This window comes from Thalassospira sp. ABL2_045, assembly GCF_056161285.1.
Genome location: NZ_JBSWYV010000005.1, coordinates 213,529 through 233,945, shown reverse-complemented (window position 1 = coordinate 233,945; position 20,417 = coordinate 213,529). Strand labels below are relative to the sequence as shown.

The 20,417-nt window shown below is 48.1% G+C and carries 16 protein-coding genes; 13 read left to right on the top strand and 3 right to left on the bottom strand.

Annotated elements, in window-relative coordinates:
• The first annotated feature begins 39 nt into the window (after positions 1-39).
• From ACXAIA_RS10175 to ACXAIA_RS10160, 4 genes are read left to right on the top strand one after another with little or no spacing between them, the layout of a single operon-like run.
• Complete coding sequence (locus tag ACXAIA_RS10175; RefSeq protein WP_475349225.1) at positions 40-1,647, top strand: tryptophan 7-halogenase; 1,608 nt, start codon at positions 40-42, stop codon at positions 1,645-1,647.
• Positions 1,644-2,564, top strand: coding sequence for a nucleoside/nucleotide kinase family protein (locus tag ACXAIA_RS10170; protein WP_475349224.1), 921 nt, complete (start codon positions 1,644-1,646; stop codon positions 2,562-2,564). Before ACXAIA_RS10175 ends, ACXAIA_RS10170 begins: the two co-directional genes overlap by 4 nt.
• A complete protein-coding gene (locus ACXAIA_RS10165) occupies positions 2,561-3,457 on the top strand; it encodes a sulfotransferase domain-containing protein (RefSeq protein WP_475349223.1) in 897 nt (298 codons plus the stop codon). The genes ACXAIA_RS10170 and ACXAIA_RS10165 overlap by 4 nt, the downstream gene beginning before the upstream one ends.
• A 12-nt stretch (positions 3,458-3,469) precedes the next feature.
• On the top strand, positions 3,470-3,754 hold the full coding sequence (locus ACXAIA_RS10160) for a PqqD family protein (protein ID WP_475349222.1): 285 nt from the start codon (positions 3,470-3,472) through the stop codon (positions 3,752-3,754).
• 108 nt (positions 3,755-3,862) lie between these two features.
• Here the strand turns inward: ACXAIA_RS10160 and ACXAIA_RS10155 are convergent, their stop codons facing one another.
• A complete protein-coding gene (locus ACXAIA_RS10155; protein ID WP_475349221.1) occupies positions 3,863-5,071 on the bottom strand; it encodes a nucleotidyltransferase domain-containing protein in 1,209 nt (402 codons plus the stop codon).
• 257 nt (positions 5,072-5,328) lie between these two features.
• Here ACXAIA_RS10155 and ACXAIA_RS10150 point away from each other — a divergent pair, with 257 nt between their 5' ends.
• From ACXAIA_RS10150 to ACXAIA_RS10120, 7 genes are all read left to right on the top strand, one after another.
• Positions 5,329-6,936, top strand: a complete 1,608-nt coding sequence (locus tag ACXAIA_RS10150; RefSeq protein WP_475349220.1) for a hypothetical protein — start codon at positions 5,329-5,331, stop codon at positions 6,934-6,936.
• A gap of 67 nt (positions 6,937-7,003) precedes the next feature.
• Positions 7,004-8,842 carry an ATP-binding cassette domain-containing protein gene (locus ACXAIA_RS10145; RefSeq protein ID WP_475349219.1) on the top strand — a complete coding sequence of 613 codons (1,839 nt, stop codon included), beginning with the start codon at positions 7,004-7,006 and terminating at the stop codon, positions 8,840-8,842.
• A gap of 2 nt (positions 8,843-8,844) precedes the next feature.
• Entirely contained in the window at positions 8,845-9,978 is a 1,134-nt protein-coding gene (locus ACXAIA_RS10140; protein WP_475349218.1) for a hypothetical protein, read from the top strand.
• On the top strand, positions 9,975-11,369 hold the full coding sequence (locus ACXAIA_RS10135) for an MBOAT family O-acyltransferase (RefSeq protein WP_475349217.1): 1,395 nt from the start codon (positions 9,975-9,977) through the stop codon (positions 11,367-11,369). Before ACXAIA_RS10140 ends, ACXAIA_RS10135 begins: the two co-directional genes overlap by 4 nt.
• A 119-nt stretch (positions 11,370-11,488) precedes the next feature.
• Positions 11,489-11,866, top strand: coding sequence for a hypothetical protein (locus tag ACXAIA_RS10130; RefSeq protein WP_475349216.1), 378 nt, complete (start codon positions 11,489-11,491; stop codon positions 11,864-11,866).
• Between the two features lie 13 nt (positions 11,867-11,879).
• Entirely contained in the window at positions 11,880-13,955 is a 2,076-nt protein-coding gene (locus tag ACXAIA_RS10125; RefSeq protein ID WP_475349215.1) for a glycosyltransferase, read from the top strand.
• A gap of 245 nt (positions 13,956-14,200) precedes the next feature.
• A complete protein-coding gene (locus ACXAIA_RS10120; protein ID WP_475349214.1) occupies positions 14,201-14,809 on the top strand; it encodes a hypothetical protein in 609 nt (202 codons plus the stop codon).
• On the opposite strand, the gene ACXAIA_RS10115 is transcribed toward ACXAIA_RS10120, so the two are convergent.
• The gene (locus tag ACXAIA_RS10115) at positions 14,781-15,833 is read right to left on the bottom strand and encodes a hypothetical protein (protein WP_475349213.1); all 1,053 of its coding nucleotides are present in this window, start codon (positions 15,831-15,833) and stop codon (positions 14,781-14,783) included. The genes ACXAIA_RS10120 and ACXAIA_RS10115 overlap by 29 nt on opposite strands.
• Positions 15,834-16,064: 231 nt before the next feature.
• Here ACXAIA_RS10115 and ACXAIA_RS10110 point away from each other — a divergent pair, with 231 nt between their 5' ends.
• Complete coding sequence (locus tag ACXAIA_RS10110; protein ID WP_475349212.1) at positions 16,065-17,309, top strand: outer membrane beta-barrel protein; 1,245 nt, start codon at positions 16,065-16,067, stop codon at positions 17,307-17,309.
• Positions 17,310-17,370: 61 nt separating this feature from the next.
• The gene (locus ACXAIA_RS10105; RefSeq protein ID WP_475349211.1) at positions 17,371-19,143 is read left to right on the top strand and encodes a tetratricopeptide repeat protein; all 1,773 of its coding nucleotides are present in this window, start codon (positions 17,371-17,373) and stop codon (positions 19,141-19,143) included.
• A 182-nt stretch (positions 19,144-19,325) separates the two neighbouring features.
• Here the strand turns inward: ACXAIA_RS10105 and ACXAIA_RS10100 are convergent, their stop codons facing one another.
• Positions 19,326-20,282, bottom strand: coding sequence for a glycosyltransferase family 2 protein (locus tag ACXAIA_RS10100; protein ID WP_475349210.1), 957 nt, complete (start codon positions 20,280-20,282; stop codon positions 19,326-19,328).
• Positions 20,283-20,417 lie beyond the last annotated feature (135 nt).

The window sequence follows — 20,417 nt, the reverse complement described above, 5'->3', positions numbered from 1 at the left end:
TATGCATATCGGATATCCAAGACAGCAGGTTGTCTGCCAATGAGAGAAAGCGCTGAGTATATTTGTCGGCATCAAAATAACAATGATGGTCCTGAAGGACGGGAAATATTGGATATCGGCGTGCTCGGCGGCGGGACTTCCGGTTTGTTGACGGCTTTGGCGCTCAAAAAGCGACGGCCATATCTGAATGTTTCTATCATCCAATCAAAGAAAATACCGATCATAGGTGTTGGTGAGTCTACGGTCCCAATGGTTGTAAGCTTTTTGCACAATTACATTGGGCTGGGTGTGGGCGATTTGCTAAAGAATGTTCGTCCAACGATCAAACAAGGCGTGCGCTATGATTGGGGTAAGCCGGGGAACTACTATTTTAATGCGCCATTTGACTGGGACGTGAATGACATCGGTTTGATCGGTTCCATGCGCTTAACCGGTAGTCCAAATGGGGCGACCAGTCAGGCGATTTTAATGGAGCATCATAAGTTGCCGCTATGGCTGGGGCCCAATGGCAAGGTGGCTTCGCAAATGGACCGGTATCGCTTTGCCTATCATTTGGACAATGCGCTATTGGTCACTTATCTTGAGCAAGAAGCCCTCACCGCCGGAATTGAGATGGTGGATGCGGTTATCGTTTCTGCCGATAAGCATCCGCAGAGGGATGAAATTGTCGCCCTTCAGACCGATGATGGCCGGAAGTTAAGCTATGACTTGTTTGTCGATTGCAGCGGCTTTCGATCCACCTTGCTGAATAAAGAGTTGGAGGTGCCCTTCATCGGATTTGAAAAATCGCTGTTTAGCAACCGCGCAATTGCATTTCAAAGAGAGCATGGTGGGGACATAAAGCCATATACGAGTGCAATCACCATGAATGCTGGCTGGAGCTGGATGGTTCCAACGCGCCACAATGACCATTGCGGATACGTTCACAGCAGCGATTTTATTTCTGTCGAAGAGGCAAAAGCCGAAGTCGTCGAACGGTTCGGCGAGGTTGAGTTCCTTAATACCGTTTCATTCCGAAATGGCCGACACGAACGCTGCTATGTCGGTAATGTGATTGCGATTGGCAACTCCTATGGCTTTTCTGAGCCGCTTGAAGCCAGTGCATTGTTACAAATTGCGCGGCAGGTAATTTTGCTGGTTGATGAATTGCCGCGAACAAAACATGACCGGTCGACCGAGCAGTTGATGAATGGTCAGGCGGCGGACGATTGGGACAAACTGAAATGGTTCATCGCTGCCCATTATCAGATCAATAACAAGAAACAGACGCCGTTTTGGGATGTGATGCGCAACGAAGCAGACATTTCCGGCATCAAGCCATTGATGGATTTGTTCCGTGAGGGGGCGCCGTTGTCTATGCGTTCTCCCTGGGCGCTAGAGGCAATCCGCAAAGTTGGCGTTCCCTATTACGGCCTCGCCGGGTTCGATACGATCATGATGGGCTGTGCAGCTCCGCATCGTATACTTGCGACTGGGGAAAGTGATGAGATCTGGATGCAAAGATATCGTATGGCTTCGACCTTTATGATGTCTGCACTGTCACATGACGAGGCTTTGACAGTGTTTGATGAAGACCCTGATCTTTTGATGGTTGCGGGCGACTTCAACGCTAGTGAAAACCACCGTTTCACGACTCTCGGAAAATGATGCAGTATTTTTACGAAACATACGGTTTGAAGATCGGTAGTGATCTTGCTCTTAACGATTATTGGACCGATGAACATCCAGAAGTCGTGCGTGATGTTATGATTGAACGGGGAAAAGTCCCTGGCCAGATTGCAGGCAACTGCATCCATAGAGGGCCCAATTGGGAAATGAGTGAGGACACGTTCATTATTCATGTCCCAAGGGTGGGAGCTTACCTTATAGAAGCGGGAAACAGGATCGTTTATGAAGCCGTGGCGAAAGTGGAGGATCGGGACGTGGGGCTCTTTCTTTTCGATGTTGCTTTGCCGATACTGCTGCATCAGCGCAAGATTGTGGCACTCAGGGCCTCTGCTGTACTTGTGAACGGTAAGGCTGTCCTCCTGTGCGGTGGATCGGGTACAGGTAAATCGATTTTGGCCGATAGCTTAGCCCGACGTGGCTATCCCGTCTTGGCCGATACCTGTGCCTCGATCAGTTTGGAGGCGGGCGGGCCCTACCTGTTGCCGGAAGGCCCGATGATCAGATTGTGGGGGCGAGCGTTAGAAAAGAAGGGCTTTGATCCTGCCGATCATACAGTGCTCCGATCCTGTAAGCACAAGTATCTGGTGTCGTCATTGCCGGCTTCTCGAGAATCGGCTGCGATTGGTGCCACTTACTTCCTGATAGAACACAGACCACCTCGAACAGCCGGCATCGAACGGCTGGACGCGATCAAAGCATGTCATCATTTCATCATGAATGCCCTCCGGCCACGCCTGCTTTATGCAATGGATCTAATGCCGAGGTTTTTTTCAATGGCTGCGTACATGTCAGCGAAATCAGAAGTTTACACATTAACGTGTGAGCGTGATGTTGCGGTATTTGATACCGTCGCTGCACAAATGGATGCGCAATGGCAGGGTGAAGACGCGATATGAAAAATCTATACTGGCTTGCCTCCTATCCTAAGTCAGGAAATACGTGGCTTCGTATCTTGCTTGATAATCTTTCTCGTCCAACGCCTGAAACCTTTACCGTAAACGACCTTAGCGCAATTCTGACCTCTACAGATCGGCGTCATTTTGACAATTCTACTTTGCTTAGCAGTGGATTACTTGATGTGCACCAGATCGAAGACTTGCGCCCAAAAGTGCATGTTGAATTTGCTCAGTTAGACCATCATGCAGCCCCCCATAGCGTCGGCCATCCCCCCGGTGACGGAGAGTTCCCACAGTTTGCCAAGGTTCACGACGCCTATCGCTACCTGAGCGATGGCACACCGCTATTGGGTAGGGCGCGGGCGGCAAAAGGGGCCATCTATATCGTGCGTGACCCAAGAGGCGTTGCACCGTCTTACGCGCATCACATAAATGTCGATCTTGATGAAGCTATCGCCGATATGGCGAACAGCGAGATGGTTCATCGCGATTTCAAGGATTATCAACGGCGACACTTGCCGATTATTTATTCTGACTGGAGTGGACATGTCGCAAGTTGGTTGGAACAAACTGATTTGCCGGTACATTTGATCCGCTATGAAGATATGATGTCAGATACCGTTTCCGTGCTTCGTAAGTTATTGGAATTTCTTGATTGTCAGTGTTCAGAAGAACAAATCTGTCGGGCAGTGGAAGCATCCCGCTTCGAGACGCTTCAGGCACAAGAGAAAAAATCCGGTTTTCGTGAGGCCCCGAATCCTACTTTCTTCAGAAGAGGTCTGGTTGATGGTTGGCGCGACGAGTTGACCAAAGCACAAATCAGAGACATTGAATGCCAACATGCAAAGATGATGGTGCAGTTGGGCTATGTCCCGCTCAATACGGACATTTAGCGGAGTAAAACAATGGATAAGTATGAAAACAATTTGATCAAGCGTACTGACAGTTGGATCGCAGCACGTTCGGGCGAGGAAACATTGATGATGCAGGTGGAAACCGGTCAGTATATGAGCTTGAACGATACAGCGACGGTGGTTTGGGAAGCGCTGGAGAAACCAGCGATGTTCAAAGACGTGGTTGCAGCTGTCGTCTCCGAGTTCGAGGTATCTGAAGAACAGGCCCGGCGCGATGTCGAAACCCTACTCGATGGTTTGATCAAGAACGATGTTTTGAGCGTTGAAAAGAGTTAGAACCTTCCTCTGATTGACAGATATCCCCCGACCGGAATTTTTTGGAGTGTGTTGGCAGGTTTGAGGCGGGAATTGGCAGATCAGATTGCCCATTTTCCGCCTTTTCTGCTAGCCTGTTGTTTTTCCTTTTATAAACCGCTTGAGCCAAAAAACGGGGCGGAGCAAAATATACAAGGGGAAAAGTGCGGATGGCAATTGTAACTCGTAAAGGTCTTCAAAATTGATCAGCCAGCGCAATGTGAGGCGCATGCGATATGAAAAGGTTGATTTCAAATGGAATTGTCGCACGAAAATCAAGGTTCGGGCCCATCTTGGAGAAACCTCTTTGCCTAATTGGCTTGACTCGCAAAAAGAACGACGAAATGCAGAAATCAGCCGTCTATATCGTTTTGATCTTGGCGCCGAAGGCGGTGTGCCAATTTTCAACTCTTTTCCATAAAACGTACGGATAAAGTCCAGACTGCTAAACATCACATCAGAAAGGCCATATTTGCGAGCAAGACGAACTGCCTCGTTATAGTCATCGGATGGAATGATTTTGCTAAATGCGACGATATCGTCCATCCATTTCAAATATATCCAGAAGTGTTTTGCACCATGTGCGAGAAGATAAAGCAGGTTGTCTGAATGCCCCAGTGTTGGAAGGGCTTTTCCTGTTAACGCAATGACCGTGCGTTTGTGCCACAACTCATCGAAGGCAATATCAAGATAGTTCGGGTTTTCAAAAAGACGCCAGTGAATTTCAATCCGGGTAGAAGCAAACTCATAGCAAGCGACATTGTCGCGGGCCATGAAAATTTTTTGCTGTAAATTCGATAAATCAGCCTTGGGATGCAGGCGTATAAATCCTTTCATCCTTAGTATCTTATCAACTTTCGTCGCATCCTCCTGAGAAATCAGAAAATCCAAATCAAGGCTTCGGCGGTAGATGCTGCTGCCATGAAGCTGTTGCGAAAGTGCTGGCCCTTTGAGGGTTAAAAAGCGGATGCAGTGTTGATCAAATATATCGCTGACATTGTGCAATGTGCGAAGAAGCTTCATTGCACGCATGGACTGCTGTTTGTAAGATTTGGTGATTTTGCTTTGGACATTTGGCGGAATTGGCGAGGACGGATATGACGCGAGCTGATGGCAAAGCGGAGACAGATAGCCGTGGCGATTTGCCATCACAACAAACCGTTTCCAGTCCCATGTCGACATAGTGTCCAAATGTATTTCCGGGCGGGGCAGTTCGGAAGGTGGGGTGCAAAGTTCCAAAAGAAGATGCAGTTCGCTGAACCGATTTTTGGTGCTGATAAAAGGAGGTAATGTCGACAATTTCACAAATCCACAGGTTTGGGCAGTGAGTAGTATATTCGTTTGGCAAAAGATGGACACTGCATAGAATTTAAGGTGTTTTTTGCGGCACGAGACTGATATCAAAGTTGGCTAATTTGGATGGCATACTGTGTTCCAAAACAGTGTGCCAGAAGGTGGATGATAACAGTCATGTGCGCGAGGGTATCTTTCGGGGAATGCGATTTTGCGCAGCAGGTCATCGTAAGTGATCTTCAGTTTCAAACAAGGGGATGCCGTTGAAAATTGAAGTGCGTGCCCCGGACTCTCTTGCCCATATGGCGTTTTCTATTCTGGCGTTACTGACCTTATCATGGGTTTGCTATGATGGTTTGTGGGGGCAGTTGGTTACCTATGGGGCGGGTTCAGACATCTGGGAACATGTGGCAGTTCTCAAAGCCTGGTCGCAAAACATTCTCCATCCGTCTCATCCGCAAGTGAATGTAGATGTCGGGTCCCCGCGATATTCGCCGCTATACTTATGCTATGCCATCATTGTTGCTGCTACGGGCTTGCCGCCTTTGCAGATGATCGGATGGATCGGCATTGTCCACTTTATCCTTTTGCTTGTCGGGTTGCGTTGGTTTGCTTTGGCATATTATCGATCCGTTTGGGCACCGGTTATTACCCTGATCGTAATGTTGACCTTTTGGGGGATAGGTTGGGGGTGGTCCAACGCTTATGGCTTGCGCAGCCTAATATTGGTCGCGCCTTACCCTTCAATCGGAGTATTTGGCCTCAGCTTTATTCTGTTCGGGTTTGCCCTGCGCTTGATCCGTCAGCCGCAAGAACTTTCCAATCTTCAGGGAGCCGCTTTTTGTGGCTTGGTTTTTGTCATAATCTTAAGCCACCTCCTTACCGCCATTTTTGCCGGTGTTTTTGGTCTTTCATTGCTGTTCTTTGAGAAATCCACCAATCCCCGAAATAAAAGAAAGATTGTTTGTTGGGCGGCGGTTGCTTTCGCCCTTGCTTTGCTTTGGCCTTGGTACTCCCTCGGAGGGGTCCTGTTTTCCAATGATCTTGCCTTGCAAGCAAACTGGCTGAAAGCTGAATCTTTTCCTGAACTTGACAGGATCGCCAGATTGAACAGCACGGGCCGCACAAAGTATTTTTATGACACGGACCAACTTGTGCTCAGAGCTGGTGTGGGTCTGGTTGGTTTTCTATTTCTGCCAGTTGTCTGGAAATTTCTACCCCGTTATCGCGCCATCGTTATGATGGCAGGTGTTTTCATTGGATTGTTGATGATCAATGCTGTCTTGCCGATCGCCTTGGGGCATCGGTATCTTTTTTTTGCACTGGTTGCCGCCCATCTGTGTCTGGTCGCGGTGTTTGTTGAGGCCATCAGAGTTCAGAACGCTGTTGTGCGTTTTTTCGGTATTGTTTTGGTTTCCTTGGTGCTTGTTGTGTTTGGCAGCCAGAAAGTCAGCAAGACTTATCGCCAATATATGCAAAGCGTTGTTATCAGTTTTGATCGTGACGCCAGTGAAAGTCCGGTTGTCAGGCGCAATAAGGCGCTCGCAGAGCATCTTTCAGAAGAATCGATCGTCGCAACAGACCTCACGACGGCATTCAGTCTGGCAGCTTTCATAGGTAAGGTGATGATCCCCAAGCGGGGGCATTACTTTATTAAAGACAGGTCACAACGCAAGAAAGACCTGCGCATCATACTCGATCCTGAAACGGATGATCCGTTGCGAAGAGTATTGCTAGACCGCTATGGGGTGACAGACTTGATTGTCACAAAGCACAACAGGTCACCTGAGTTGGAGACATTTTGCCACAAAGAATCTGAGGCTGTTGTTATCGTCGGAGACGATCAGGTCTGCAAGTTAAGGCAGTCATAGTGGCCATTTCAGGAAGTTTTCCATCGGCAATCGGCCATGGGAAGGTGAGTTTGAAGTGAGGGACACCATGGAGGGAACATTTACGGGTTTTCTGAGATATGCCCGAAAAACAATAGCTGGGGTGTTTGTTCTTTCGCTTTGCGGTGCACTTACCGAAGGCATTGGTTTGATGTTGATTTTGCCAATGCTGGGTTTGTTGGGTCTAGGAGACAGCATTGCGGGATCAAGGCTTTTACACTTGGCAGAATATGTGGATTTTCTGGCGATCCCGACTAAGCTGAGTGTCATCTTGCTGCTGTTTGCCGGTATTATCTCCGTTCGTTTGATGATCGTATATCATCGTTCGCTTCAAGTATCGAAATTGCGCCTGGATTTTGGTCGGTATTTGTTTCAGCGCATCTGGAACACGCTGATTGACGGTGAATGGTATTTTTTGGCCGCCAGACGCCGTAGTGATTTTATCCATTCCCTAACCATTGAGGTACAGCGTCTTTCCAATGGTCTGGCTGACGCTCTGCGTTTTGTATCTTCTGTGATCTTGATGCTGGTTTATATGGTCTTTGCCTTTCAACTGTCTTGGCAATTGACATGCTTGGTGATTGTCATGGCAGGAGCAATTTTTGCCATTACGGCGGGCACAAGACACCGGAGCTTGCAAACAGGGCGGGATGTTCTGGGGCATGGACGGAAGACAAGCCATGTGATGACGCAGTATCTGGATGGCCTGGCATATGCCAAGGCCAATGGGATAGAAGCGCAACTGACGACCGAATTTATCTATCGGCAAGGCCTAACTTTCGAAGCGCGGCAAACCCACCAGAGAATGATGGCAAGCAGTAACTTCCTGTTGCAATGGCTTAGCATGATTGGGCTGGTTGTATTTTTGTGGCTTGGGATTGAGGTTTTCAACCTGGACTTTGCCACACTGCTGATAATGGTGATGATTCTTAGTCGCTTACTGCCGGTCTGGTCCGGGATCGAGAAAAATCTTCATGCGATTTTACACATCTGGCCGTCCTGTCAGTATCTGATGTCTCTGGAACGTGAACTTGTGCCGCAATTATCAGAACATTCAAAATATTCTGGGACCAAAGCCGCGCACAAAACCAGAATATCATCAGAGCCTTATCAAGACCAAAAGCCTGTTGAAAAGATCAAGTTAGAGACTGAGATCGCGTTAAAAGGCGTGTTTATGCACCATTTAAACACGCCGGATCATGATATTCTGACAGATATAAATTTGACAATCCCTGCGCAAAAAATAACGGCGATAACAGGCCCGTCAGGGGCCGGAAAAACAAGTTTGAGCTCGCTTGTCGCCGGTCTGCTGCCAGTATCACAGGGAACGATCACGATAGACGGCACGGACATCAAGGACTTGAGCCGGCAGGCATGGTGTGCATCCATTTCCTATATGCCCCAGGAAAACTTTATGCTCGACGGTTCGGTGGCAGACAATTTGCGTTGGCATGCCCCAGGCTGCAGTCTGCGTGAGATGCACGATGCCTTGAAACATGCAGGGGCGATGGATTTTTTGTGTCAACATCCTGAGCCCCTTGAGTATCTGGTGGGGGAAAATGGACGGAACCTGTCTGGCGGTGAACGCCAACGGCTAATGTTGGCCTGTATGCTGGTGCGCAAGCCGCAACTTCTGATTTTGGATGAGGTGACAAATGCGCTGGATCTCAACAATCAACATCAAATTCTCAATTATCTGCAGACTCAGAAAGGACAGGTAACGATCCTGATCATCACGCATAATAATCATATGCTTGAAATTGCAGACCAGACTGTTCGACTTGAAAATGGCGCTGTCAAGAATATTGACAATTATTGTCCGTCTGGTGCGGCAGGTATGTTGGGCAATGCCTGCGTGCAACGGTATGACGAAGGCAGTGAGACTTGAACATGTTTGGTGAGATTGCGGATGCGTTGTCCGGCGACTTCATTTGGTTGCTATTTGCAGTGCTCGCTTTGAGCCTCGTGCATATGTCGCAGATCCCAAAAGGCGAATATCGTGTCGGTTTGGCTAATCTGCTTGCGGTACTGTTGGGGGGCGTTCTGGTTGTCGTTTGTACCAATGCCGTCTTCAACCGAATGGATTTGGAACGAAGTTCCGCAATTGTACGGCAAAAATGGTATGTGCCGGAAGGCGCAAATAAAGCTCCTGTAATGATGTTGATCGGATCAAGCTATACCCGAAATGGCATCAATCCTGAGATCGTCAACAAAATCTGGGCTGCTGAGAACATTCATACGCGACTTATGACGCGCGCTGCAGGCGGGGCCTCACGTCTGGAGCAATGGATACTGCTTGAAGATGCTCAAAAGGCGCTTGGTCGTATGCCGGAAAAAATCATGTTCGAGATCCATCCTCAATGGGATGCTTTTCCGTTGTATGGGCTTAAGAACCCCATGTCCTCAAGAGCCATCAACCAGATTACGGATTCTACTTTGCGCTGGGCGTTTCTGGCTGTTTTTTATGATGATAGATTTGCCGCCCAATGGAAGACATATCCGACAGGCCTGAATGCGGTGGCGGAAATCGTCAAACATTATCTGGCAGGAAAGGTCAATTTTGGACTGGCGCAAAAACAGAACATGATCGTGCATGCTTCTGCCCGGCCCAGATCTGCTTTCAGGCCGCTTGCCATGCCTAAGGCCTCGGTCGATCTAGCAAAGCTAAGGCAACGGCTTGCAACGCCGACACCATATGACGAGACCGCACCCAGTTTATCAGAATCCAATCCCTGGCTGGATGTTTATTTTTCAGATGTGAAGTCCCGTATAGAGGCAGCCGGAGGGCGGTTGACGGGCTATTATGCACTGCCGAACAGTTTGCCGAACTTTCGCGGATATACGCGCCAGTTTTGTGCATGGAAGGCAGATTCATATTGCTTGAATGCCAACCTGCCCGATGTCTTTCTCGACTATGGATCGGTCGATATGTGGTACGATTACACGCACTTACTTGACAAAGGTGCGGAACTGTTTTCGGTCTGGTTTGCCTATCGCCTTATCAAAGACAAGGTGGTGTCGTGATCTTCAATTCTTGGTCCTTTGTCTTCTTTTTTGTCATTGTCTGGGCTGTTCATTGGGGACTTCGGTCGCACAACTTGCGTCATATCTGGCTATTGTCGGCAAGTTACCTGTTTTATGGCTGGTGGGACTGGCATTTTCTCGGATTAATCATTGCGGTCAGTTTGTTGGCATACGGGGCGGCGTTACTTCTTGTTGCGGTGCCAGCGGACAAGAAGGCTATATTATGGGTGGCCATCACTGGTATGCTCGCCGTTTTGGGAGTGTTTAAATACTACAACTTCTTTATTGCAGGATTGATGCCGCTTCTCGTCGCATTCGGTGTGCATCATGACATTTTGCTACAGAATGTTATTCTGCCAGTCGGCATCAGTTTTTATGTTTTTCAATCTATTAGCTATGTCGTGGATGTTTCGTCGGGGAGGATTGGCGCGGATCGGTCTGTAATAAGGGTTATGCTCTATATTGCTTTCTTTCCCCAGCTTGTGGCCGGCCCGATTGTTCGCGCCGCCCAGTTCTTTCCTCAGTTGGGGTGTTTCCGCCATTTTTCAAAAAGATCGTTTTACTGGGGGATGCGGCTTGTTCTGTTGGGGTTGGTCTATAAAATTCTGATTGCAGATAATCTGACGCCATTTATTGACCCCGTATTCGACGATATCTCAAATTATGATCGAATGTCCTTGATCGGTGCGCTGGTGGGTTTTCACGTTAAGATCTATTTTGACTTTGCCGGATATTCAACGATTGCCATTGGTGTTGCGTACTTGCTTGGCTTTCATTTACCTCGCAATTTTAAGTTTCCATACAGTGCGGCAAATCCAACGGATTTTTGGCATCGCTGGCACATTTCCCTGTCGCAATGGTTCCGTGATTATCTGTTCATTCCGCTCGGAGGGCGGGGATCGGGATTTGCTGTATATAGTCGCAACCTGATGTTGACCATGGTGCTTGCCGGATTGTGGCACGGGGCGGCTGTTGGATTTGTCTTATGGGGATGTGGTCATGGCTTGTTGCTGATTGCGCATAAATTTGTTCTGGCGCAAAAGATAAGCCGCGCCGTGCCGCGTATCATGTCTTTTGCCTTCACGCAGCTTTGCGTTTTGGTTTTGTGGTCTGGGTTTCGTCTTTCAGACTTGGATAGTTTGATGGTTTTCTGGACAAGAGTTGGCGGGGCAGATCACGTTGATGGAGGGGAGCCGCTCTTGGGCGTGGGGAGCATCTGTCTGTTTCTGGTTCCTTTGGTCGCGGATCACGTTATGGGGACACTTCGCGTAAGTCAGCGTATCCCACCGGTTCCCGCCCCTTTGTTCTGGTTGCTTTGCGGGATGGCTGTTGCCTTGATTTTTTTAGCCTATCCGGTTCAAAGCCCTCATTTCATTTATTTTCAGTTTTAAGCTCGGTTGGTCGATGCTTTCGATTGTATTTTACACTCTTGATTGTCAATATTGCTTGTGTCATACCCGATCACCATTTAAAAATTAGCAAGTTTTGAGAAAAGAATTAAAGGTAGGTAATGGGTCCACTATACAAATTCATTGCGTCGGTCAGTTCTTTCGCCTTGTTTTCGGGGGGATTTTTTGCCGCTAAGTCTGCGCAAGCTGTTGAGGTGGACACTGAAGCTGTTGTTTCGTCTTCCTCTAATGCTGAGCAAAGGTTGCAAGATGAACAATTATCCAGTCTTCTCGATGATGTGATCGAGGCCCATGACGAAGTGCGTGTTGCCAAGGAAATTCAACCCGAAGTGCGTGTCGCCCAGGCTGACAGTGCCGCCGGGGCCCCGACCGGAGAGAGTGTCGCTCAACCTATCATTGATGGTCTCGGCGGAGGTTTGCCTGATGGGGCGATTGTTACACCAGGAAATGATCCGGATAATGGCGCGGACGCTTCATAAATTTTGACACATAATGTTTGGTTCGCGCTCAAGGAAAGAGTCCCAGATTACGATCGTAGGCTGTGCGGCGGCGCGTTCACAACTATGTCGCGGATTTGATGGCTCTGGTATTGTCTACGATATCGGTAAATCCGTTGACGATGCCACGACAGCAGCTCTATGGATTGATGCTGCTGTTTTGCTCAACTCCTTTTCACTTGGGTACGGCATGCCAGAAGGTCGACAGGCAGAGATGCTTGATCACCTTCGTGGTAAATGCGTGATCATCTGGGTCGAAGATCTGCCTGATAAAGATCTTCGGTTATTTGATATTCTGTGTTCCGACCTTAAGGCTGTGACGTCGAAACTTGTCATCGTTGCTGCATCAGCAAGAAGCTTTCGACATCTCAAAGATCATCTCGAAGATTCGGTTCTTTACCCTGATATTTGGCGATTCCCACTTGGGGATTCTGAAGTGGTAAAGCCGACGGCGAACACACTTCAGATCGGAATCGATCTTGAGCGGGGGCTTTCCGAGGCAATGACCAGCATGCTCCGAAATCTTTCGGAAATGTCTGACGTCATTCTGCGGATTTGGGACCCAGAATATCGGCTCAGGGAGGTGGATGTCATCATTCCCGCACGTTGGACGGTGTATCGATCTTTCCCCTTATCATATGGCGGATTTCTTGGCCTTTTAGATGTATTGTTTGTGACTGCTGCCGATATATACGGTTTGTTGCGCGCGCAGTGCGATGCCTCTGGCGTGATTTGTTTTCTTGAAGATGTCGAAACCGGGTGGTCGGATAGTACAGATGATCTGAACGCGCAAGATTGTCTCAATCTTTTGCAGCGGTACGCATGCGATCCAAAAGCGTTGCGCCGGGAACAAAGAAAGCGTCGTCAGGCGATTGCACTCGCCAGTGGTGCGAAGTCCTATGCCCGCAATCTGAAAACGCTGTTAGAAATGGTGGGCTTGGCAGGGGGGCATTTCCGTGCGCAACAGATGTGCCGCAGCGAAAATACTGTGTTGTTTGTTAGCACTAATGGCATCGGTTTGGGTCATATTACTAGACTGATTGCAGTGGCCAATGCCTGTCAGCAGGATATAAAACCGGTCTTTGCCGTATTTTCGGCCGGTGTGCGGATGGTGCAGGATGCCGGTTATCATTGCGAGCATATGTCTTCAAATGAATATTTAGGTTTGGTGCCAAAGGACTGGCATCAGGTAGCTGCGTCCGAAATGGAGGCGATTATCCGCTTTCACCAGCCGAAGGCGATCCTGTATGACGGCAATGTTCTCTATGATGCGGTTGCCCAAGCGATGTCGTCGATGCGCATACCCTTGATTTGGCTTCGGCGCGGTTTCTTCAAAAAGACTGTTCCGTCATCGTCTTTGAAAGCGCAGTCTTTTGCTACTTATGTTATTGAACCGGGCGAAGCTGCGGCGGATTATGATCAAGGCCCGTCATCCTTGGCCGTGGAAACATTCGACTGGCCGCGCTGCTACAAGCAGGTCAGTCCGGTTTCTATTGTCGGGGCGAAAGACTTCCTGACAAGAAGCGAGGCCCGGCAAAAGCTTTCGATCAATGATGGTGGCTTGAAAGTTCTGATTCAGGTTGGCGCGGGTAATTTACGAGATACGGAAATGCTGCTCGACAGGCTGATTGGTGCATTGCAGCAGCATGACGGTGTCGAAATTTTTGTTGCGCAGTGGCCGATTGCTGATCGGCCACCTTTGCCTCGCACGGATGTTCGCATCCTCAGGCGCTATCCCCTAAGCCCGTGTCTGCGTGCTTTCGATTTTGTCATTAGTGCCGCGGGATACAATTCCTTTCACGAGTTACTATTGTCTCAGGTTCCTGCAATTTTTATAGCTAACAAATTTACCCGGCTTGATGATCAGGTCGGACGTGCCAGATACGCTGTAGATCAGGGCCTGGCATTGCAAGCTGATATGGAGATAACTGATTTTCATGCCGTGATTGGTGAGATGATGTCGCAGGACGTGCGAGAGCGATTGCGGGCCAGACTTGCCAGCTTGTCTTGGTCGAACGGGGCCGTTGATATTGCTGATCTGCTTTCTGAATGTATCAAGGACGCGATCTAAAGCGTGTTACATTTATCCTGGTCCATTGTGTTTGTTTTTCCTGTGTTTGGTAAGGCACAGCGAACAGAGCGAAGCGGGGAATCTATCAAACGGTGTTACACCGACAGACGCCGCAATATTGAGGCTCTATGGGTCTGGTTAACCGTCAGCCCCGCTAGGCCCTTTTCCGTACCGGGTAAAAGAATGTCTCCGGCAAAATCGCAGATTAAACACAACATGCTTTAGAATGTCGAAGGTCGCAGAAAATGAATAAAAAGGCAGCGTCAGAACGGATACGGCTCCTGGAATTTCAATTGATGCGGACCCGCGAGCTGGTCGAGAACCAGTATCTGAGATTAGCTGCCTTGGAAGCCCTGCTTGCGAAAGAATCAGAGACAGGTGACGCCCGCCAGGATGTCCCGAGTATGACACGCTATCAGTGTGATGATATGATGCTGGTAAAAGATTTCGACCCGGCATATTTCCAGACGGCATGCAGTTTGCCTCCGGCCAGCGTGAACCCGGGGCTGGGATGTTATGGTTTGAATAATCAGACCGACCTGGTGATTGCCATTTTGACATTTGCATGCAGCACCGAGGAGACTGGACAGATTGTTGGGAAAATTTTTGAAAATCAATGTCGAACAAGAAGGTTCCGACCTGTTTTTTTCACAGATAATCCCGATTTTACACCCTTTCGTCGCAATCGATATGTCTATGAATATTTTCCGTCCCAGACCTTGACCAAGCGTGGGGCGGAACAGGAGCAAGAATATCAGAAGTTTGGGCAGGAAAAATTTGTCTTTGCTCTGAAAAAATGGGGAATCAATACCATTCTGGATATGTCTAGATCTCATCCGTTTGAAATTTTTTGACCAGATCACGGTACCATTCGATCAGATCCACTTGCTGACGCCAGAAATCCTCAAGAGAGACATCTGTTGCCTTTTGGTATCTTAGGCTGTGTTCGATCCATGTTCTGAGCGATAGGTGATCTGGATTTTTTTGACTGGGAATGGGGGGCAAGATATGAAGATGTTCAAGCTTTTCCGCCAGAGATTTGGCATATTTTAATGTCATTATGTAGCTTGAGACGCATATCGATGGTGTGCCCAACAAAGCCGCTTCAATCGCAACTGAAATACCGTCGCCAATGACACCAGAGGCACCACAGAGAACATCAAGAAACTTTTCCGCTGGCAAGGGCACCGCGTATTGCGCCATATCCTCGCAGAGAGGGACTTCACTTGAGATAAAGACTTCTCCCTTGGTTTTGAGATATGAGACAAGCCATTTCTTGTCTTGATCATCAAGTCCGCGATGCCCGTGGTCGTGAGAGGCGTTATAGGCGCTAAAGCGAAGGATATAATAGTTTTCACCCGGATGAAGACCTAAAGCCTGTTTGATGTCAGGAGCTGGGGAAAAATATTTCGGGTGAAGGTAAGAGGCATGAAGATGCCCCCGATATATCAAGTGTTTATGATCAAAAATGCAATCAGCGTCGATTTCACAGGTTATAAGTCGTGCGGTGTAACGGGCGATTTGGTAATGAAGGCCGGATGCTTTGCCATCGGTTGTGTTGTAAACAGCCGGAATGGCAAGGGTTCTTGCGGCTAATGCGCCAGTAGGATTTTTGGTAAGAATGAGCGAGATATTATAACGGCGACAGGCCGTTATTAGTTTTTTTGTTCGTTGAATGAGCTCAACAGCCTGCCCAAAACGTGTTTGACGCGGTACTGTGCTAAACAGTACAGCGTGCTCCTTCTGAAGAAGGGCATTGGTCACTTCCTTGTGGCGTCCTGCCCAAAATACGTTATGCCCATCTTGTTCGAGTAGTGGGGCAAGTTTTTTGTAAAAATGGCTGTCAACCGGATGCGCAATGTCGAGCAGAATGTTCAAGACGGAAGATTCCATATGTCATAGCGCATAATATCACATTGTCCTTCCGCCTTGGCTTAAATATCAATCATATCAACTTGATGCATATCATCAGAAATGCTACCTGATCTTCGTATACATAGAAGTATAAAGTAGCTGCAATGTTATTACGATGAATAGTCTGGTGCTTGTAGCGGAATGGACCGAAGGTGGCTGTTAGGCCACATGCGATTGCTCAAGGAGAAGATTGCGATGTCTGTTAGTGCGAGTGGTTTCAAGCTTGTTCTGAAATCTAGTGTCGGGGTTGCAACGGCCATTGTTTTCAGTACTGCTTTCGCGCAAACAGCTCTTGCCGAATTTTATAAAAGCGGCTCGATGACAATCTCGGCAGACGCTGAGACAGAGTTGACCTATGATGATAACATCTTTTCTTCCAGCTCCGATGAGGAAGAAGACTTTATTACCCAGCTTATTGGCAAGCTTACGGCACGCAGTCTTCGTGAAAGCGACGATGTTATTCTGAGACTCAATGCTGAAGCCAACCGCTATGCCGACCATTCAGAACAAAATAATGAACAGTTTCGTGTGATTGGCAGCTGGAAGCACGATTTCTCCGATCAGTTCAACATGAAGTTTAGTGGGGATGTCCGGCGTGCGGTGACGGCGCGGGGGAATACATATGAAGATCCCGAGGCGACGCCGGTATCGGACACAGAAAGTTACATTGGGAGTTTTGGTCTCGATGCAAACTACCAAATTAATCGTTACGTTCTTGACGGTGGTGTCGGGTATCGATTCCGTGACTATAAAGATACCTATCGCCGAAATGGCAGCCTGATTTCCAACAGTGATCGTAATTATGGTGAGACCTATATCTACGTTCAGCCTGGATATTTGGTTGCTCCGAACACGACGGCTTATGTCAAAGCGGAAGTTTCGGATCGTGAGTTTCACGATTCAGAGATTTCCAACGTGCGTGACAATGATGGATATCTTGTCGCTGCCGGAGTCCGCTACAATGTTCCGTCAAGGCTGACCGCAGATTTCTGGGCTGGATACCAGAATTATGACTACGCTTCAGAAGACTTCAACAATACATCGGCCTTTGCCTATAATGCTGATGTTCGATGGATGGTGTCAGATGCCTGGGAAGCACGTTTTAGGGTATGGCGTGATTTCAATCCCACCACCAGCGGGACGACTTCGGTTATTGTTTCAGACTCTGCATCGGCAAGTATCTCGTATGAGATTGTCCGTAACCTGAGTATCAGCGGTGAATTAAGTGTGAAAGATCGCACATATCGCCGCAGTTCCTCGGCAGCCAGTGGCGGTGTACGCAAAGATGATTATTATGTTGGTGCCCTTGGTGCGGAATATTCTTTGACTGAAAAATGGCTTGTTGGGGCTCAGTATGAACACCGTATGCGTGACAGTAATGCGCAGAATGTCAATATTTCGCGAAATCTGAGTTCAGTTTTTGTTAAAGTGACATTTTAGATTTTATATTTAGATTTTATATATTGCACCTCTCGTTATTTCGAGTTGTAAGGGAACGAAGATGAATCGTCGTATTGGAATTGCATTTGTTGGCTTGGCAGTAACTACTTCTGCTTGTTCTATTCAGACATCATTCCCCGAACTTTATAATGATCATTATTACTGGGCCGGTCGCCAGCAGGTTGATATTGGACAGCCTGAGCGTGCAGAGGAATATTTTCTGAAAGCTGCAGGAAATGGTGATTATGAAGCTATGGCCTATTTGGGGACGATGTATGCCCGCGGTATAGGTGTGGAAAGCGACACAGCCAAATCACTTATGTGGTATGAAAAGGCGGTTCAAGATCCATCTGGAAAGCATGATAGATATGCCAAAACGGTTGGTGACATATATGGCCGTAGCGATGGTGAGTTCTACGATGCTGCAAAAGCCGAAAAATTCTGGGCAATTGCCATTCGCCTTTACGAAGGCAAACAGAGTTTGCAGACTAATGATGTGATGATACTCGCAAGTATGTATGCCCGGGGCCAGGGCACGCCTGCAAACGCTCAGGCTGCTCTTGATCTTATCGAAAGCCATGATGGTGCAGAAATCGGCACCCTAGCAAGATTGGCCGGTGATATTGAGTATAACGGTCTGGGTAAGCCTGTTGATATGGCGTCGGCTTTGAGGTGGTATACCTTGGCTGATGAGGCCGGGGACATCGAACGTTTGCGTCAGTTGGGGGATATATATGCCAAGGGTGTTAGCGTAAATGTCGATATGGAAAAGGCAAATCGGTATTACACCCGCTACATTGCGTATCACGAGGGGGGACTTGCAGAAGATGCTTTTGTGCATCCATCTATCAAGCGCAGCTTGGCCCACATGTACGCTAATGGTCTCGGCGGTAAGGCCGATGGTGAAAAGGCAATTTCTCTTCTTGAAGGAATCGCGGATGAAGAGAATGGTCTAAATGCGCGTATTATTGGCGACATTTATTATGCTGGAGAAGGGCTGAACAAACCAGACAAGTCCAAGGCTCTTGGTTGGTATTTGAAATCGGTCGAACTTGGCTCGAACACCAGGCTTTCCCGTTTAGGAACAATGTATGCCAATGGCGAAGGTATTGCTGCGAACTTGGCCAAGGCAAACCAGTATTGGGCCCAGGCTGCCGCCAATCTTGAGGAATTGGGGGATCAGCGGTCGCAATGGGAAAACCGTGTTTTGGCAAGCCTCTACGTGTCTGGACACGGTGTCGAGAGACAATATGATCGCGCTATGGCTCTCTATGAGGTTGGCGCTTCTGTCGGCGATGCGTCATCTGCACGTTTGGGTGGCGATGTTGCCTATGACAATGGCGACTTTGAGACGGCTCGTCGGTTATATGCGGTTGCAGTTGCCAATGACAGCTACCAGCGTGCTGGACGTTATGCTGACATGTTAGCTGCAGGGGTGGGCGGTCCGAAAGATCCTAACGGTGCAATGACGGCTTATACTATTTATGCCGAGCAACTTGAAAATGATCCAATTACCAAACCGTATTCCAAACTGCGTTTGGGGCATCTTTATCAAAGTGGAAAACTCGGTTCGCCGGATATTCAAAAAGCGCTGATAACCTATAAGTCTGTTGCAGATAAATTACCTGTCGCTGCCATTGAGGTTGGGGATCTGTACTATTCCGGAGCCCTCGGCAACAAGGATTTTTCCGAAGCGGCAACTTGGTATCATAAGGCTCTCGACATGGGCAACACAGGGCGTGTCGCACGTTTGATATATATGTATGAACAAGGGCAGGGTGTGGAGAAAAATGCGTCCAAGGTCAAAGAGCTGCAAGCAGAAATCGGGGCCTGAAAGCTGTCCTTAATCTGACAACCAAGGCAGCACTTTTCCGGAATGCTGCAACACCTAAACTGAGCCTAGAATTGTATTGTAGGTTGCTGTTTATTGTTGTACTGCATTCTTTAATGCAGTACGGACGACGCCCAAAATGCCTGCGGAAAAGTGTTCTCACAGGATAAAAGGCTGCCAGCGGGTTATTTTTTCGACTTGATATGGTTTTCCAGAATGTGAAGTCGTGCGCTGATATCTTCGAGTATTCTGCGATTTTTGTTGGTTTGATCGGCAAGGGTTCCAAAAAGTAAGGTCGTAAAGCCAATTGCGATAAAAGAGCCACCAATAACAAGAGACTGTATGTGACCCTCGCCGTCTTGACTCACAAAATAGAACCATAAAAAACGCAGAAACGAGCTGATGCCGACAAGTATCAATACCCCGCCCAATCCCCAGTACAGGGGCAAAGGTCGGTAATATGTGATTACCCTCAGAATGGTGACAATCGACCTGCATACGAAATGATAGGATGACTTGGCCAATCGGGATTGTCGTTGCGTATGAGCCGCCGAGATCGGTACCGAGCAGACGACGAGTTTCTTCTGATGCGCTTGCAAGATTGTTTCGAGAGAATGGCTGAAATTTGTTTCGATTGTAAGGCGATAAAGGGCTTCTCTTGAATAGGCACGAAAGCCGCTGGTAGTGTCGGGTATGTTCAGGCGTGACAGGCTACTGACGATGCGACTGCCCAGCTTTTGCATGAAGCGTTTGGATAGCGAAAAGTGTTCCAGCTTGTCAGGGCGTCGGTCGCCGATAACGAGATCCGCAGATTTTTCGCGTATGGGGGCAATCAAAATCGGGATTTCGGCAGCATTGTATTGACCATCAGCATCAATATTAACCACGATATCGGCACCCAGCTCCCGGCATTTTTTCATGCCGCTTGTGAAGGCGGTTGCCAGCCCCAAATTCTGGTGATGTTTTAAAACATAAGTTGCGCCGGCATCTCGGGCGACTTGGGCACTCCCGTCTGTGGAGCCATCGTCGATCACGACCGTTTCAATGGTTTTAATGCCATCAATTTGTTTCGGGACAGCCATCAGAACATCGGCGATGTACGACGCTTCATTGTAGCACGGAATCTGGACTATAAGTTTCAATTTAATCGCTCTAATTTACAAGGATATCGATACGATGACATTGGTTTGTGAATGAATTCTTTTTAAGTCTGTTCAGTATATATTATTCTGAGGCTCAGGACCTGTTAATTTGGCTTGAGCCTAGATAAGTTCGGA

What these genes read in the sequence shown, in the direction of transcription:
- ACXAIA_RS10175 (WP_475349225.1), top strand. Translation starts at nt 40, where the DNA reads ATGAGAGAAAGCGCTGAGTATATTTGTCGGCATCAAAATAACAATGAT.
- ACXAIA_RS10170 (WP_475349224.1), top strand. Translation starts at nt 1,644, where the DNA reads ATGATGCAGTATTTTTACGAAACATACGGTTTGAAGATCGGTAGTGAT.
- ACXAIA_RS10165 (WP_475349223.1), top strand. Translation starts at nt 2,561, where the DNA reads ATGAAAAATCTATACTGGCTTGCCTCCTATCCTAAGTCAGGAAATACG.
- ACXAIA_RS10160 (WP_475349222.1), top strand. Translation starts at nt 3,470, where the DNA reads ATGGATAAGTATGAAAACAATTTGATCAAGCGTACTGACAGTTGGATC.
- ACXAIA_RS10145 (WP_475349219.1), top strand. Translation starts at nt 7,004, where the DNA reads ATGGAGGGAACATTTACGGGTTTTCTGAGATATGCCCGAAAAACAATA.
- ACXAIA_RS10140 (WP_475349218.1), top strand. Translation starts at nt 8,845, where the DNA reads ATGTTTGGTGAGATTGCGGATGCGTTGTCCGGCGACTTCATTTGGTTG.
- ACXAIA_RS10130 (WP_475349216.1), top strand. Translation starts at nt 11,489, where the DNA reads ATGGGTCCACTATACAAATTCATTGCGTCGGTCAGTTCTTTCGCCTTG.
- ACXAIA_RS10125 (WP_475349215.1), top strand. Translation starts at nt 11,880, where the DNA reads ATGTTTGGTTCGCGCTCAAGGAAAGAGTCCCAGATTACGATCGTAGGC.
- ACXAIA_RS10120 (WP_475349214.1), top strand. Translation starts at nt 14,201, where the DNA reads ATGAATAAAAAGGCAGCGTCAGAACGGATACGGCTCCTGGAATTTCAA.
- ACXAIA_RS10110 (WP_475349212.1), top strand. Translation starts at nt 16,065, where the DNA reads ATGTCTGTTAGTGCGAGTGGTTTCAAGCTTGTTCTGAAATCTAGTGTC.
- ACXAIA_RS10105 (WP_475349211.1), top strand. Translation starts at nt 17,371, where the DNA reads ATGAATCGTCGTATTGGAATTGCATTTGTTGGCTTGGCAGTAACTACT.